The organism is Streptomyces sp. NPDC059850 (assembly GCF_042731515.1).
Lineage (GTDB): Bacteria > Actinomycetota > Actinomycetes > Streptomycetales > Streptomycetaceae > Streptomyces.
Genome location: NZ_JBHWJI010000007.1, coordinates 116,671 through 131,789, shown reverse-complemented (window position 1 = coordinate 131,789; position 15,119 = coordinate 116,671). Strand labels below are relative to the sequence as shown.

At 75.7% G+C, this 15,119-nt stretch carries 12 protein-coding genes; 4 read left to right on the top strand and 8 right to left on the bottom strand.

Annotated elements, in window-relative coordinates:
* Nucleotides 1–7: 7 nt before the first annotated feature.
* From ACFV9T_RS08145 to ACFV9T_RS08120, 6 genes are read right to left on the bottom strand one after another with little or no spacing between them, the layout of a single operon-like run.
* Nucleotides 8–802, bottom strand: coding sequence for a class I SAM-dependent DNA methyltransferase (locus ACFV9T_RS08145; RefSeq protein ID WP_385437533.1), 795 nt, complete (start codon nucleotides 800–802; stop codon nucleotides 8–10).
* A gap of 20 nt (nucleotides 803–822) precedes the next feature.
* Nucleotides 823–2,076 (bottom strand): MFS transporter, encoded by a 1,254-nt coding sequence (locus ACFV9T_RS08140; protein WP_385437531.1) that lies wholly within the window; start codon nucleotides 2,074–2,076, stop codon nucleotides 823–825.
* Nucleotides 2,060–3,139 carry a dipeptide epimerase gene (locus ACFV9T_RS08135; protein WP_385437530.1) on the bottom strand — a complete coding sequence of 360 codons (1,080 nt, stop codon included), beginning with the start codon at nucleotides 3,137–3,139 and terminating at the stop codon, nucleotides 2,060–2,062. Before ACFV9T_RS08135 ends, ACFV9T_RS08140 begins: the two co-directional genes overlap by 17 nt.
* Complete coding sequence (locus tag ACFV9T_RS08130) at nucleotides 3,136–4,227, bottom strand: PLP-dependent cysteine synthase family protein (protein WP_385437528.1); 1,092 nt, start codon at nucleotides 4,225–4,227, stop codon at nucleotides 3,136–3,138. The genes ACFV9T_RS08135 and ACFV9T_RS08130 overlap by 4 nt, the downstream gene beginning before the upstream one ends.
* Nucleotides 4,224–5,069, bottom strand: coding sequence for a Rossmann-like domain-containing protein (locus ACFV9T_RS08125; protein ID WP_385437527.1), 846 nt, complete (start codon nucleotides 5,067–5,069; stop codon nucleotides 4,224–4,226). Before ACFV9T_RS08125 ends, ACFV9T_RS08130 begins: the two co-directional genes overlap by 4 nt.
* Nucleotides 5,066–6,322, bottom strand: coding sequence for an ATP-grasp domain-containing protein (locus ACFV9T_RS08120; protein ID WP_385437525.1), 1,257 nt, complete (start codon nucleotides 6,320–6,322; stop codon nucleotides 5,066–5,068). The genes ACFV9T_RS08125 and ACFV9T_RS08120 overlap by 4 nt, the downstream gene beginning before the upstream one ends.
* A gap of 161 nt (nucleotides 6,323–6,483) precedes the next feature.
* Between ACFV9T_RS08120 and ACFV9T_RS08115 the strand changes: the two genes are divergently transcribed.
* The 4 genes from ACFV9T_RS08115 (at nucleotide 6,484) to ACFV9T_RS08100 (ending at nucleotide 12,341) form a co-directional block, all read left to right on the top strand.
* Nucleotides 6,484–7,968, top strand: a complete 1,485-nt coding sequence (locus ACFV9T_RS08115) for an alpha/beta hydrolase (protein WP_385437524.1) — start codon at nucleotides 6,484–6,486, stop codon at nucleotides 7,966–7,968.
* 841 nt (nucleotides 7,969–8,809) lie between these two features.
* Nucleotides 8,810–10,354: a phytoene desaturase family protein gene (gene crtI, locus ACFV9T_RS08110; protein WP_385437523.1), complete on the top strand. Its 1,545-nt coding sequence runs from the start codon at nucleotides 8,810–8,812 to the stop codon at nucleotides 10,352–10,354.
* Nucleotides 10,351–11,340, top strand: a complete 990-nt coding sequence (locus ACFV9T_RS08105) for a phytoene/squalene synthase family protein (RefSeq protein WP_385437522.1) — start codon at nucleotides 10,351–10,353, stop codon at nucleotides 11,338–11,340. Before crtI ends, ACFV9T_RS08105 begins: the two co-directional genes overlap by 4 nt.
* On the top strand, nucleotides 11,337–12,341 hold the full coding sequence (locus ACFV9T_RS08100; protein WP_385437521.1) for a DUF5914 domain-containing protein: 1,005 nt from the start codon (nucleotides 11,337–11,339) through the stop codon (nucleotides 12,339–12,341). Before ACFV9T_RS08105 ends, ACFV9T_RS08100 begins: the two co-directional genes overlap by 4 nt.
* Here ACFV9T_RS08100 and ACFV9T_RS08095 read toward each other — a convergent pair.
* Together ACFV9T_RS08095 and ACFV9T_RS08090 are read right to left on the bottom strand one after the other, a co-directional pair.
* Nucleotides 12,290–13,891 (bottom strand): FAD-dependent oxidoreductase, encoded by a 1,602-nt coding sequence (locus tag ACFV9T_RS08095; protein ID WP_385437520.1) that lies wholly within the window; start codon nucleotides 13,889–13,891, stop codon nucleotides 12,290–12,292. The genes ACFV9T_RS08100 and ACFV9T_RS08095 overlap by 52 nt on opposite strands.
* The gene (locus ACFV9T_RS08090; RefSeq protein WP_385437518.1) at nucleotides 13,888–15,102 is read right to left on the bottom strand and encodes a lycopene cyclase family protein; all 1,215 of its coding nucleotides are present in this window, start codon (nucleotides 15,100–15,102) and stop codon (nucleotides 13,888–13,890) included. The genes ACFV9T_RS08095 and ACFV9T_RS08090 overlap by 4 nt, the downstream gene beginning before the upstream one ends.
* Nucleotides 15,103–15,119: the final 17 nt, after the last annotated feature.

Sequence of the window (15,119 nt, the reverse complement as noted above, 5' to 3'; positions counted from 1 at the left end):
GAGGCGGTCAGGGGTTTTCCCGGCGGGCGATGAGGTGCAGCCGGTCGGCGTCGGCCGTGGCGTCGGCCGTGGCGCCGGGGGTGTCGCCGTCCCGCCACGGCGGTTCGGTGCGCGGGCCCGGCCCGTCGTACAGGGCGAGGACGGTGAAACCGTGTGCGGCCAGGAAGTGGCGCAGCTCCTGGGGGAACAGCAGCCGCCACGCGGAGCGCTGCTCGACCGGTGGCGAACCGTCGTCGGCGGTCCACACCCGGGTGCGGCGCAGCAGTTGCGCGGTCCGGTCGACGCGGAGGGTGGTGGTGGACCGGTAGCCGGTTCCCCGCCAGGTGAACGCGTTGACGGCCGGGGTGTCCAGGAGGTCGGTGCGGCCCAGGAAGTAGGCGCCGTTGCGCATCTCCGCGACGAGCAGGCCACCGGGTGCCAGAGCGCGGTGGCAGGAGGCGAGGAAGCCGTCGAGTTCGTCGTTGGTGTGGCAGTACAGCAGGGCGCTGTCCAGGCACACGACGGCGTCGAACGTGCCGAGTGCGAAGCCGCGCAGATCGGCCCGGCGGTACTCCGGCCCGGGATGCCGCTCGCGCGCGTAGTCGAGCATGGCGGTGGACAGGTCGGTGCCGGTCACCGTGCGGCCCGCGCGGTGCAGATGCGCGGCGTCGCGCCCGGTGCCGCAGCCGAGGTCCAGGACGCGCGGCCCCGCGCGGTACCGCCGCAGGGTGTCCTCGGCCCAGCGCCCGGCCAGCCGTTCGGGGTCCGGGAACCGGGCCTCGTACAGCGCGGGGCTGTCGGTGAGCAGATTGCCGGATCCCATGTCGCAGCTCCTGTCCCCGCTCACGCCGCCGCCACCACCACGGGCTCGGTACGGGCGGGCAGCGCGCCCGTACGGTGCAGCCAGGCGACGCCGCCCGCCGAGGCGAGGCCGAAGCACAGGCAGCAGGCCCACGGCAGCCACGCGGCGCCGCCCTCCCCGGTGTCCATGGCCCAGCCGACCGCCGTGTTGCCCACGGCAGCGGCGATGCCGGACACCACGTAGAACACCCCGAAGTAGGTGCCGGTCAGCTCCGGCCGCCCGAAGCCCGGGATCAGGTCCATCACGAACGGCTGGGCGGCCATCACCCCGAGGTAGAGCAGCAGCGCACCCGCCAGCACCGGCAGCGCGTACAGCACCGCCGTGCCACGGCCACCGGGCGAGGCCCCCGCCACCAGCATCGGCGGTACGAACGCCAGCCCCATCAGCGCGAGGCCCACGCCGATCCACCGGCCCCGGCTTCCACGCCGCTTCAGGGCGCGGGTGACGCGCAGTTGCAGCGCCAGGTTGGCCACCGTGCCGACGAGGAACACCAGCCCGGCCGCGCCGTCCCAGCCGGTGGCCCGGCGCGCCCCGGCGGGCAGCAGCAGATACAGCTGGTTCTCCAGGGTGAACATGCCGACCATGGCCAGGGCGAACGCCAGGAAGGCGCGGTTTCCCACCACTTCCCGCCAGTCCGCGAGGACACCGCCGGACGACGGCTCGACCTCCCGGGCGGGCAGCACCAGCGCCTGCGCCACGGTCAGCACCGCGAAGATGGCGGCGGCGGTGAGCGCCGAGGCGCGGAAGTCCACGAGCAGCAGGGCGCTGCCGAGCAGTGGCCCGATGAGGGCGCCGGTGGTGGCGAACACGTTGAACAGGGCGAACGCCTCCGCCCTGCGCCCGCCCGCCTCCCGGGCGAGATACGCGCGCACGGCCGGGTTGAACAGCGCCCCCGCGAGGCCGCTGAGCACGGACGCGGCCAGCAGCACCGGCAGTCCGTCGCCGAGCGCGAACAGGGCGAAACCCGCGGTGCGTACGGCACATCCGGCGATGATGACGTTCCGCGCGCCCAGCCGGTCCGCGGCCGATCCGCCGATCAGGAACAGGCCCTGCTGGCTGAGGTTGCGCACCCCCAGGACGATGCCGACGACCGCCGCCGACATGCCCAGATCCTCGCCGAGGTGGGTGGCGAGATACGGGATGAGCAGATAGAAGCCGGTGTTGACGCCGAGCTGGTTGACCAGCAGCAACCGGATGGCGAGCGGGAAGCCGCGCAGCTCACGCCACGTTTTCACGGCGGCCCTCCTCTCCCGTCTCCTCGGCGGTGGCGAGCGGCCGTACGCCGAGTCCGGGGTGGCCACTGGCCCGCACCACGCCGTCGGTTCCGCCGATGCCGGTCCACGGGTCGCGGGCCAGCAGCAGGTGTCCGTCCAGGTCGGTCCAGCGGGCGTGGCCCGCGAGGTGGACGGCGGGGGCGATCCCGAGGGTGCTGGCGGTCAGGCAGCCGAGCATCAGCGCGGTGCCGCTGCCCTCGATGAGCGAGGCGATCCGCAGCGCGGCGTGGACACCACCGCACTTGGCGAGCTTGACGTTGACGCCCTGGACCCGCCCGGCGAGGCGGCGGACGTCCTCGTACGCCACCGCGTCCTCGTCGGCGATGACCGGGAGCGGCGCGTGCGCGGCGAGCCGGGCCAGCGCCTCGGGGGCGCCCGGCGCGATGGGCTGCTCGACGGCCTCGACGCCCAACTCGACGCAGCGGGGCAGCAGTTCGCGTGCCTGGGCGGTGGTCCAGGCGCCGTTGGGGTCGAGCAGCAGCCGGGCGTGGGGTGCGGCGGCCCGTACGGCCCGTATCCGGGCCAGGTCGTCCTCGGGGTCCGGGGTACCGGCTTTGACCTTGATGACGGAGAACCCGCTGTCGGCCAGGCACCGGGCCCGCACCGCCGCGCGCTCGGCCGAGGCGATGCCGATCGTGCGGGCGGTGGCGGCGTACGGCTCGGCGGTGGCGCCGACGAGCCGGTGGACGGGGTGTCCCGCGCGCTTGCCGCACAGGTCGAGGAGGGCGGATTCGACGGCCGCCGTCACCGCGGCGGGACGGCGGCCCGGTTGCTCCTCCCACAGGGCCCGCAGCGCGCTCTCCGGGTCGGCGAACCGGCCCAGCTCCAGGGCCGCTTCGTGCAGCAGCCGCTGGAGCGTGGCGGTGTCCAGGCCGTAGTACGCGCTGCTGACGGCCTCCCCGTGGCCGCGCTGCCCGGCGTGTTCGATCCGCAGCCACACGGCGTCGCGCGCGGCCATGGTGGAGCGGGAGATGCGCAGTGGCTCGGCGAGGTGGAGCGTCACGGTGCGTTGGCTGACGTTCACGGGCTCTCTTCCCGGGTCGGGGTCCCGCCGGTCAGCGGGTCGGTGACGGTGGTGCAGCGGGCCCAGCCGGTGGCCTCGGCGGCGCGCGGGTGGGCGATCTGCACGGGGCGGGTGGCGGCGGCGGTCAGGTCGACGCCGTGGGCGGTGGTGAAGTCGTCGTCGTAGACGGTGCCGAGGTAGCGGTGCGGCCCGTCGGGGAAGACGGTGGCGACGACGGCGCCCGGGTGGACACGGGCGGCCCAGGCGGCCACCAGCGCGACCGCGCCGGTGCTCCAGCCGCCGCTGACGAAGCTGCCCCGGGCCAGCCTGCGGCAGGAGTCCGCCGCTTCGGCCGGGCCGATCCAGTGCACTTCGTCGAAGGCGCCGTACGCCACGTTGCGCGGATGGATGCTGCTGCCCAGACCCCGCATGAGCCGGGGCCGGGCGGGCTGGCCGAAGATGGTCGAGCCGGTGGCGTCCACGCCGATGAGCCGCAGCCCGGGCCAGCGAGCGCGCAGCGGGCGGACGAGGCCCGCGCTGTGGCCGCCGGTGCCGACGCTGCACACCAGGATGTCGAGGTGGTCGAGCTGGGCGGTCAGTTCATGGGCGAGGGAGGCGTAACCGGCCGTGTTGTCGGGGTTGTTGTACTGGTCGGGCCAGTACGCGTCCGGCAGCAGGGTCCGCAGCGCGCGCAGCCGGGCCAGGCGCGCGGCCTGCCAGCCGCCCTCGGGCGCCGGGCGGTCGACGAGTTCCAGCTGGGCGCCGTAGGTACGCAGCAACCGCCGCATCGACGGTTCCAGCTCGGTGTCGCACACCAGCACGATGGGGTGGCCGAGCGCCTGGCCCGCGAAGGCGAGGCCGACGCCCAGGGTGCCGGAGGTGGACTCCACCACCGGCGCGCCGGGCCGCAGTTCCCCGCGCTCCCGGGCGCCGAGCAGCATGGACACCGCGGCGCGGGCCTTCATGCCACCGGCGCCGAGCCCTTCGAGCTTGGCCCAGAAACCGGGGTGGGGGCAGGGCAGATCGGTGGTGACCCGGGCGAGCGGGGTGCGGCCGAGCAGGGCGAGGAGTTCGGGGTTTGCGGTGGTGTGCTGGACGGCCGTGGTCATGCGGAACCCCCATAACAGTGAATGAGCCCGGGGCCGCCGTCGAGCCAGAAGAAGGGGTACGGCTCGGCGCACACCGCGCTGACCCCGGCGCCCAGGAACCGCGGCAGGATCGCGCTGCCGGTCTGGGCGAACATCACCAGCGGCTTCCCGTGGCGCAGCGCGTGTTCGCGCAGCGGCTCGAAGCTGCCGTTGCCGAGTGTCATACCGGAGGCGAGCACGGCGTCGCAGCGGTCCAGCTGGGCCAGCGCGTCGGTGACGACCGGCTCGCCCCATTCCGTCGTACCGCCCTTGAGGTCGCACGCCACATAGCCGAGGCCGCGTGAACGCAAGGCTTCCAGAAGGGAGTTGACGACCCCGACGACCAGCACGGTTTGGCCCGGCGCCGGGCCGAGCAGCCCGGTGACGGCCTCGGCGCGGGCACGGGACTTCTCCAGCGAGCTTCCGGCGGCCAGCGGCTGGGGATGTGCACCGGACGCTGGCGAGGTGTGCGGCAGCGTTCGCAGGAGATAGGCGTCGAGGGCGGCGATACGGACCGGTGTCAGCTCGTGGCGCAGCAGCCGCGCCACGTCCGCGCCGACGCAGTCGTCGATGGCCTCGTCGGGCAGCGCGCCCGGCTCGACCGCGCACGATCCGACGGCCTCGCCCAGCCGCAGGCTCAGCACCTCGTTGCGGTAGCCGCCGCTGCGGCCGTCGTGGCGTACGGCCTGGCGCGTGGTGAAGGCCACGGCGATCCGCTGGGTGCGCGGATCGGGCCCGAAGGCGCCGTCCAGCACCCGGTCGACCAGGTCCTCGTACGAGGCACACGGCGGTGCGGCGGTGAGCGGGCCCGGGCGCGCGGTCACCGGGCCACCAGCCGCGGGCGCAGTCCGGACAGCAGCGCTTCGACCCGGTCGCGGGCGCCGGGCCCCTCGGGGTCGCCCGCCATGACGTGGCCGAGGTACGCGTTGTTGTTCCCGGCCGCCGTGACGGCCGCGCCGGGCTCGGTGAGCTGGACCTCCAGGACGTCCGGCGCCTCCCGTACGGTGTCGCCGCCGTCGATCGCGGCCAGTGTGCCCGTGGTGTCCGGCACCAGGAAGCCGATGGCGGCGCTGCGCAGCCCGGTGTCCCAGCCCCGCAGGTCGGGGCGGTGGCCGAGGGCGACGTCCACGCATGCGGTGGCGAGGTCGATCCCGGTGACGTGGCGGATGAGTTCGGTGATGCGGTTGCCCGGGGGGCGCGGGTTGACCTCCACCACGCGTGGCCCGGCGGCGGTCAGCTTGATCTCGGTGTGCGCCACGACGCCGTCCAGGCCGAGCGCCTTCAGGGCGAACAGCGCGGTCTCGCGCGCCGCCCGGTCGTCGGCGGGCGCGAGGGTGGCGGGGAACATGTGGCCGGTCTCGATGAACGCGGGCGCCCCGCCGACGCTCTTGTCGGTCACCCCGATGACCTCGGTGGTGCCGTCGTACGACACGGTCTCGACGCTGACCTCCGGGCCGTCGAGCAGCTCTTCGAGCAGCACGGCGGGGGAGCGGCGCTGCCCCCGGGCGTTGACCGGGAAGCCGTCGAGCGCGCGCCACGCGTCCCGCAGCGCGGCCTCGTCGTCGACGCGCCGTACGTACATCCCGGCGCACAGGTCCACGGGCTTCACCACCAGCGGATAGCCGATGTCGCGGGCCGCGTCGGCCACCTCGGCCCAGCCGGAGCGGACCGCGAACCGGGGTCCGGGCAGTCCGGCGGCGTCGAGGGCGCGCCGGGTGGCGTCCTTGCGGCAGGCGGTCTCCACCGCCTCGGCCGAGGGGCCGGGGAGGTCCAGGCGGTCCGCGATGCGCGCCGCCACCGGCAGGTAGTAGTCGCACGAGGTGATGACCCCGTCGAAGCCGAGGGCCGTGTGCAGCCGCTCGGCCTCCGGCAGCAGGGTGCCGGGGTCGTTGGTGTCGGCGGTCAGCACATGGCGGGCAGCCAGCAGCGGGTGGGCGGTGCCCTCGGGTGCGGAGCGCAGGTAGTGGTGCAGGTCACGGGTGAGGAAGGTGAACTCGTGCCCGCTCTCGCGGATCGCCCGTGGCAGCAGCCTGCTCATCGATCCGACCCAGCTCTCCACCATCAGCAGATGAGCCACAACTCTCCTTCGTCGCCGTGCGGTTGGGTTTCCGGGCAGGCCGGGCCGCGCCCTTGGCGGCAGGGGCACCCGTCTTGACCGCCTAGACGATATCGATAATCGTTTTCATTGTCATCTGATGATCCGACCGGATCCTCTGAGCTGAGCTGATTGCGAGACACATGAATCCGGCTGTACGGCGCACCGTCCTGTGGTGCGCGCTCGCGGCAAGCGCCGCCGCCCTTCTCCCGTCCACCCCGGCCCGCGCCGGGGTTCCCGCCCCGCCACTGCGTTTCGGCGGCTGCCCGGCCTCCGTACCCGACCCGCCCGCGCCCGCGCGCGTCACCTGCGCGCGGCTGACCGTGCCGCTGGACTGGCGCCACCCGGGTGGCGAGCACATCCGGATCGCCGTCTCCCGCGTACGGGCCTCCGGAACCCCGGCCGAGCGGCGCGGCATCCTCATGGTCAACCCCGGCGGACCCGGCGGCTCCGGCCTGCCGTACGCCGTCACCAAGCGGGCCAAGTTGCCCGAGAGCGTGCGGCGTTCGTACGACATCATCGGCTTCGATCCGCGCGGTGTCGGCCACAGCGCCCCCGCCGACTGCGGCCCCATGGGCGGCCACTTCGACACCCCCGGCGCCGACCCCGTGCCCACCGGCCGCGCCGCCGAGCGGGCCCACCTCGCCGCCCTGCGGCGCATGGCGGACGACTGCGCCAGGGGAGCGGGCCACGCCCTCCGCCACCTGTCGACGGAGCAGACCGCACACGACATGGACGCCCTCCGCGCGGCGCTCGGCGAGCCGCGCACCGGCTACCTGGGCGTCAGCTACGGCAGCTACCTCGGCGCCGCCTACGCCGCCCGGTTCCCCGGCCGGGTGGGCCGCATGGTGCTCGACAGCGTCGTCGGCCCCGAGGAGTGGTACGACTTCGATCTGACGCAGGCCCGGGCGCTGCTGCGCCAGCGCGAGGTGTTCTTCGGCTGGGCGGCGCGCCACGCGGACCGTTTCGGGCTCGGCCACCGTACGGACGCGGTACGCGACGCCTACCGCCGCGCGCGGGCCCGGCTGACCGGCGGTGTCGGCCCGGCCGAGTTCGACCGCGCCGTCTACCACGCGCTCGGCCGCACCGAGCGCTGGACGGACCTCGCCGACGGAATCCGGGCGACCCTGCGCGACGGCGACACCGCGCTCCTCCGCCCGGACGCCCCCTTCGACGGCGCGGAATCGCGCAACTACGAAGCCGCCAACCGCATCGTGAAGTGCGCGGACGGCCACGCCCCCGCACCCCGCCAGGTGGTGGCCGATGTGCGCCGTATGCGACGGCTCGACCCGCAGCCGGTCCTCACCGGGATCGAGGCGTCCACCTGCGCCTACTGGCACCACCGCCCGGCCCACCGCACCCCGCTCGGCGGCCCCGGCGCTCCGCCCGCCCTGCTCATCGCCTCCGCACACGACCCCGTCACCCCCATCGAGGGCGCACACCGGCTCCGCCACCGGCTGCCGGGCTCCCGGCTGGTGACACTCCACCAGGACTACTCCCACGGGGTGTTCGCCAGCCGCGGCAACCCCTGCGTCGACCGGGCGGCCGCCACGTATCTGGTCGACGGCCACCTCCCGGCCGCCGATGTGCACTGCACCGGCCCCGGTCTGCCGGAGCCGGGGCGGTGAGGCGGTAGGGGCCCGCACGGTCGAATTCGTTCGGCCGTACGGCCCCGGGCGCGGGTGCGCGGCCCGGCCGTCAGAAGACTGAAACCATGCACCGGCGACAAGAGGCCACCGCACCCCACCCGGACGGCACCGACCCCCGGTGCCGGAAGCCGCCCGGCCCCCACCGCGCCGCCCGGCCGCCCGCCCGGGGCCCGGTCCGTGGTGCGGCGACTCCCGCCCGTGCCGCCTGCCCGGGTGGCAGCGAGGGGCCGTGCGCCGCCCCCGGCCGGATGGCGCCTGGGCCCCACCGCGCCACCCGGTGGCGCGGCGCTCGCCTGGTGCATGGTGTGTCGCCTTCCGCCCACGCAGCCTGCCCGGGTGGCGGCGCGGGGCCGTGTGCCGACCCCGGCCGAATGGCGGCCGGACCCCACCGCGCCACGTGGCGCGCTCCGGGCCGGGCATGCGGCGCCCTGCGTTTCTCCGTGGCGGGCCACCGCGCAGCCCGGCCGCCCGCCCCGGGCCCGCTCCGTGGTGCGGCGACTCCCGCCCGTGCCGCCTGCCCGGGGGGCGGCGAGGAGCCGCGCGCCGACCCCGGCCGGATGGCGTCCGCCACGGTGGCCGGGGCCGGGCGCGCCACGTGGCGCGCCCCGCGTGTCTCGAGCCGGGCATGCGGCGATCTGCCCCCCTCCGCCGCGGGCCGCCGCGCGGCCCGGCCGCCCGGCGCACGCCCGGCCTGTGCTCAGCGGCAGGCTCCCGCCCTGCTACCGGCCGTCACTCCGCGACCGGGCCCCGCCCCGTGGGCCGGACTGCTCGCCGACACAGTTGCGGGCCGCCGGGCCGGGGGCAAGAGCGGTGGTGGAGCATGAGGGGTGTCGCCGGGGCTACCGGGCATGTCGTTGTCGTCGGGGCGGGGCTGTCCGGGCTCGCCGCGACCCTGCATCTGCTCGGCGCCGGGCGGCGGGTGACGGTCGTGGAGCGCGACACCGGGCCCGGTGGGCGGGCCGGACGCCTGGAGCGGGGTGGCTACCGCTTCGACACCGGCCCCACCGTGCTCACCATGCCGCATCTGCTGGCCGAGGCGCTGGCCGCCGTGGGGGAGGAGGTGTCCGACCGGCTCGAACTGGTCGGGCTGCACCCCGCCTACCGGGCCCGGTTCGCCGATGGCAGCAGCCTCGACGTGCACACCGGCGCGGACGCGATGGAGGAGTCCGTACGCGCCTTCGCCGGGCCGCGTGAAGCGGCCGGATACCGGCGGCTGCGGGCCTGGCTGGAAGCGCTGCACCGGGCCCAGATGGCCCGCTTCATCGACGCCAACTTCGACTCGCCGCTCCAGCTGCTCCACCCCGATCTGGCCCGGCTGGCCGCGCTCGGCGGCTTCGGGCGGCTCGACCCCGGCATCGGCCGTTTCCTCCGCGACGAACGGCTGCGCCGGGTGTTCTCCTTCCAGGCCCTCTACGCGGGCGTGCCACCGGCCCGCGCGCTCGCCGCGTACGCCGTCATCGCGTACATGGACACCGTCGCGGGCGTGTACTTCCCCCGTGGCGGCATGCACGCCGTGCCCCGCGCGCTGGCCGCCGCGGCCGCCGACGCCGGTGCCGACCTGCGTTACGGGCAGCGGGTCACCCGGCTGGAGCGGCGGGCCGGGCGGGTCACCGCCGTCATCACCACGCACGGCCGCGTTCCCTGCGACGCCCTCGTCCTCAGCTGCGAACTGACCGAGGCCTACCGGCTGTTGGGTCGCACCCCGCGCCGCCCGCTGCCAGCGCGGCGCTCGCCCTCGGCCGTCGTCCTGCACACCGGCACCGACCGCACCTGGCCGGAGCTGGCCCACCACACCCTCTCCTTCGGTGGCGCGTGGCGCGCCACGTTCGAGGAACTGACCGTGTCCGGGCGGCTGATGAGCGACCCCTCGTTCCTCATCACCCGGCCCACCACCCACGACCCCGGCCTCGCCCCGCCCGGCCGCCACGTCCACTACATCCTCGCGCCCTGCCCCAACACCGACATCGGGCCCGGCGCCACCGCGTGGCGCACCCTGGGCCCGCGCTACCGGGACCGCGTCCTCGCCGAACTGGAGCGCCGCGGCCTGACCGGGCTCGGCGCGGCCGTCGAAGAGGAATGCCTGGTCACCCCGGCCGACTGGACTGCCCAGGGGCATGCCGCGGGCAGCCCGTTCTCGCTCGCCCACACCTTCGGCCAGACCGGCCCCTTCCGCCCGGCCAACCTCGTACGCGGCCACGACAACGTGGTGCTGGCGGGCTGCGGCACCACCCCCGGGGTGGGCGTCCCGACCGTGCTGATCTCCGGAAAGCTGGCCGCCGCCCGCATCACCGGCCACCACTCCCGCCCCGGCCCCCGCCGCACCCGCACCCGGCCGAGGGCCCTCCAGCGGCAAGGAACCCCATGACCGGAGACGAACTCGACGCCGCCGGAATCCACGACCCGGCGCTGCGCGCCGACTATCTGCGGTGCCGCCTGCTCAACGCCCGCCACGGCAGGACGTACTTCCTGGCCACCCGGCTCCTGCCCGCCGCCCGGCGCCCCGCCGTGCACGCGCTCTACGGATTCGCCCGCTGGGCCGACGACATCGTGGACGATCTCCAACCAGCCCCAGCCCGGCGCGCGGACTGCCTGGACCGGCTCGACACCGAGTTGCGCCGGGCCCTGCGCACCGGCCGTGCCGACGAACCCGTCGTACGGGCCCTGGCGCACACCGCCGCCACCTACCGCATCGACCACCGCCACTTCACCGACTTCATGGCCTCGATGCGGGCCGATCTGACCGTCACCGACTACCCCACCTTCGCGGACCTGCGCCACTACACCCACGGTTCGGCCGCGGTGATCGGCCTCCAGATGCTGCCCGTACTCGGCCACGTCGTGCCCCGCGAGGCTGCAGAACCGCACGCGGCGGCGCTCGGGATCGCCTTCCAGCTCACCAACTTCCTGCGGGACGTGGGGGAGGACCTGGACCGTGGCCGGATCTATGTGCCCGCCGATCTGCTGGCCGCCCACGGAGTGGACCGGGAACGGCTGCGGTGGAGCCGCCGCACCGGGCGGACGGACCGGCACATCACCGCCGCGCTGCGCGACTTCGCCGCGCTGACCCGCGGTTACTACCGCCGGGCGCTGCCCGGTATCCCGATGCTCGACCCGGTGGCGCGGCCCTGCATCCGTACCGCGTATGTGCTCTACGGAGGCATCGTCACCGCCGTGGAGCGCGACGGCTACGCGGTGCTGCACCGGCGGTCGGCGGTGCGGCGGCGGGTACGGGCCGCGGTGGCGCTCGACGGGCTGGTGCGGGTCGGCGCCGCCCGGCTGCTCGCCACCCGTACCGCGCGTACGGGACACACCCCGCACGGCGGCCCGCTCCCCGTCGAGGAGGCCGCATGACGCCACCCGTACGCCACCGCCTTCCGCTGTCCCTGCGCCGCCGCGCCGTCGCCTGGGACCGGCAGCGGGACACCTGGCGGGAGGCCAGGCCCGCCCTGATCGCCGCGGCCCTGAAACGGGCGCAGGACCGCCCGTCGGGCAACTGGTACGTGCTCGGCGCGTCCGCCGCCATCACCCCCGGCCGCCCCTTCGGCCGGACCGTCGCCCACACCGAGGTGGTCGCGTGGCGGGACGCCACCGGACGGCTCCGCGCCGGGCCCGGCGCGTGCCCGCACCTCGGGGCGCCGCTGAAGGACGCGGTGGTCAGCCGGGGCAGGCTGATCTGCCACTGGCACGGCCTCGCCCCGTACGAGGACACCGCCAGGGGCTGGTCCCCGCTGCCCGCCCACGACGACGGTGTCCTCGCCTGGGTACGGCTCGACGCGGCCGGTGGCGAGGAGCCGCTGGAACGCCCGGTGCTGCCGCCCCGCCCGGCGGCGGGGTCCACGGTCGCCGCCGTCCACGACGTCACCGGCACCTGCGAACCGGCCGATGTCGTGGCCAACCGCCTCGACCCGTGGCACGGCGCGTGGCTCCACCCGTACTCCTTCGTCGACCTCACCGTCGAGCAGCCGGACGAGCAGCCGGACGGGGCAGAAGACGCCCTCGCCGTCCAGGTGTCCTTCAAACTCGCGGGCCGCGTCGTCGTCCCCGTCCGCGCCGCCTTCTCCGCACCCGGACCCCGCACCGTCGTCATGCGCATCACCGACGGCGAGGGCCGCGGCTCCGTCGTCGAAACCCACGCCACCCCGCTGACCGCCGACCACCACGGCCGCCCCCGCACCGCCGTCATCGAGGCCGTCCTCGCCACATCCGACCGCCCCGGCTTCGCCGTCGCCCGCGCGGCCGCGCCCCTGCTGCGCCCCCTGATGCGCGCCGCGTCCGGCCGTCTGTGGCGCGACGACCTCGCCTACGCCGAACGCCGCTGGGCCCTGCGGGAGTCGGGCCGCTTCCCGGGCTGACGGGCGGTCAGCGTCAGCTCCGTCAGCCGGTGCACCCCGCGCAGCACCGCCGTGCGGCCGTGGCGGGGGACCGTCCACAGCCGCTGGCCGCTCACGCCCCAGCGGGCGAGCAGCGCGTTGGCGGCCAGGAACCCGGTGGTGGCGGCCCGTTCCATCAGCGCGACCGGCAGATCGGTGCGGACCAGGTCCCCGGCCAGCACCACCGCCGGATCGGGTGTGCGCACCGTGGGCCGGTCGCGGTAGCCACCGACCGGGAAGGCCGGGCAGTCGGCGTGCCACTCGTGGCGTACGTCGACCACGTCGGCATCCCGGGTCTCGGGGTAGACCCGGCCCAGCTCCTCCCTCAACTCACGTTCCACGATGGCCCGTTCGGCGGCCGGGTCGACCGCGTACGCGTGCAGCTCCAGCACCGATCCACCCGTGGCCCCAGCCCACCGGGCCGCCTCGCCCTCCCAGCGGGACACCACGCTGACGTTGTCGAGCGGGCCGTAACCGCTCGTACCGAGGAAACCGGGGCGGCCGGTGGCCGTAGGGGTGTCGAGCCACAGCCGGGAGACCAGGAACGGCGGCGCCGTCCGCAGCGCCGCGATCCGGGCCCGCCACCCCGGGTCGCCGAGGCCCGGGGAGTTCGCGACCAGCCCGCGCAGCCCCGCCGTGTCCAGGGCGAGCACGACCCCGTCGTACGCCTCCCCGTCCACCGCCACCCGCCCGCCGTCCAGCGGCCGCACCGACTCCACGCGGCTGCCCAGCCGCACCCGTGTGCCGTGGCCCTCCAGATAGCGCCGCAGCGGCTCCCACAGCGCGTACGGAAACGGCTCGCGCACCACGTCGAACAGCAGCCCCTCGCTCGACCCGAGGAAGTAGATGTGGAACATCACCGCCAGCTCGGCCGCCGACAGCTCACCCGGATCCACGAAGAAGCTGCGGGAGAACACCTCGAACGCCAGGTGGCGGGCGGCCGCCGGAAAGCCGACCGCGTCCAGGAACTCCGCCGCGCTCAGCGTGTCCAGCCGCTCGTGGACACGTGGCAGCCGGACGTCGAACAGCGGCAGCGCGGCCACCGGATCCATGCCCGCCAGGTCCCGCCAGCCGAACGACGGGCTGCGCGCGACGAAGCCGAGCGCGGACCACGGCGGGGTGCGCGGGACACCCGCGAAACCGTCCCGCAGGCCCGAGCTGTGCCACAGCGGATAGTCCGGCAGCCCGGTGAACACGCTCAAGGCCGGGTCGATCCGGCGCAGCAGCCCGCGCAGGTTGTAGTACTGCCGGAAGAAGGCGTGGAACCCGCGGCTCATCGTCGCCACCGACCCGTCCGCGAGTGTCGTCGGCCATCCGGCCAGCCGCCCGCCGAGCATCGCGTGGCGTTCGTACAGCACCACCGCGACCCCGCGCTCGGCCAGTCCGGTCGCCGCCGCGAGTCCCGCGATCCCGCCGCCCACCACCGCCACCCGTGGCGCATCCCCGGCCGGGACCCGGGCCCGCCCCGCCGCCACCGGCAACACCTCGGCCCGCCGGTCCCGCCCCCGCCGACGCCCAGCCACGCCGGTCACCGTGCTGTGGGACGTGGCGCGGGCGGCCTTGACCGGTCGGGCCGCCGTCGTAGCCAGGGCAGTTCGGCCACCGTCCGCAGCATGGGAACCACCGGTGTCCGCACGCCGACCATGACGTCCTCCGCCACGCCGGTCCGGCCGTCGAGGAAACGCAGCAGACGGGCGGCGGGGACGTGGCGGAAGAGACCGGTGAAGACCTCGGCTCCGGCCACCCGGCCGGTGGCCAGGGCGCGCAGCATCGCCGCGTCCATGGCGAGCGCGCGGGACGGATACGGGGCGGGCGGCGCCGGGTGGCGGCCCGTGGCGAAGGCCGCCGCCACCGCGCGGGACTGGCGCTGCACCGCGGCGAACGTGTAGCCGGTGGCCGGGCGGGTGGCGCCGCCCGCGGCGCCGATCCGGAAGACGGCGGCGCCCGCGCGGCGGGGGAAGCGGGCATCTGTCATGGGGATGACGCCCTGCTCCGTGGAGAGCACCCGGAAGGGCGGCAGCCGCAGCACGGTGCCGGTGTAGTGGCGCAGGGCCGCGTCGTACGCGGCGTCGTCCAGCACCCCGGGCGAGAACTCGGTGTACTCCACCAGCGCCTCACGGTCGCTCAGCGGCAGCACATAGCCGAAGGACAGGCCACGGTCCGGCCGTGGGGTGCGGAAGTCCATCAGCTCGGCCACCGAGGGGTCCAGGGCCGGGGCGGCGCAGCGGATGAACCAGCCCCGGAAGTGCTGGAGCAGCGTCGTACGGGCCGGTGGCAGGGCGGCCGCCGGGCGGGAGTCGAAGGCCCACCGGGTACGCCACTCCACCGGGCGGCGCCCGGCGCGGGCGCCCCGCACCACGGCGCCGCCCGCGTCGTCGCGTACCTCGTCCACCACCGCCTCGACCCGCCGCACCGAGGGTGCCGCGGCGAGCCGGGCGGCCACCCAGCGCTCGAAGTCGCGCGACCGCAGCATCTTGTAGACGAAGGGCGCGATCTCGCGGTCCACCGGGTGGCCATCGGCGCCGCGCACCCTGACCCGGCTCCAGCGGGCCGCCAGCGCCCCGTCGAACTCACCGCCCGGCTCCTCCCACCAGCACCACGTCCGCTCCGGCGGCCGCAGCGGCCCGTCCGGCGCCTCGACCAGCAGCACCCGGGGCGGGGCGGGCAGGGCGGCGAGCCGGTAGGCCAGCGTCAGCCCGGCCGCGCCCGCCCCGACGACGGCCACGTCCGCGTCCCATGCCACCACCGGTTTCCGACTGA

Bases quoted from the DNA above. Each gene is read 5' to 3' on its own strand.
- ACFV9T_RS08145 (WP_385437533.1), bottom strand. From the start codon at position 802: ATGGGATCCGGCAATCTGCTCACCGACAGCCCCGCGCTGTACGAGGCC.
- ACFV9T_RS08130 (WP_385437528.1), bottom strand. From the start codon at position 4,227: ATGACCACGGCCGTCCAGCACACCACCGCAAACCCCGAACTCCTCGCC.
- ACFV9T_RS08115 (WP_385437524.1), top strand. From the start codon at position 6,484: ATGAATCCGGCTGTACGGCGCACCGTCCTGTGGTGCGCGCTCGCGGCA.
- crtI (WP_385437523.1), top strand. From the start codon at position 8,810: ATGAGGGGTGTCGCCGGGGCTACCGGGCATGTCGTTGTCGTCGGGGCG.
- ACFV9T_RS08105 (WP_385437522.1), top strand. From the start codon at position 10,351: ATGACCGGAGACGAACTCGACGCCGCCGGAATCCACGACCCGGCGCTG.
- ACFV9T_RS08100 (WP_385437521.1), top strand. From the start codon at position 11,337: ATGACGCCACCCGTACGCCACCGCCTTCCGCTGTCCCTGCGCCGCCGC.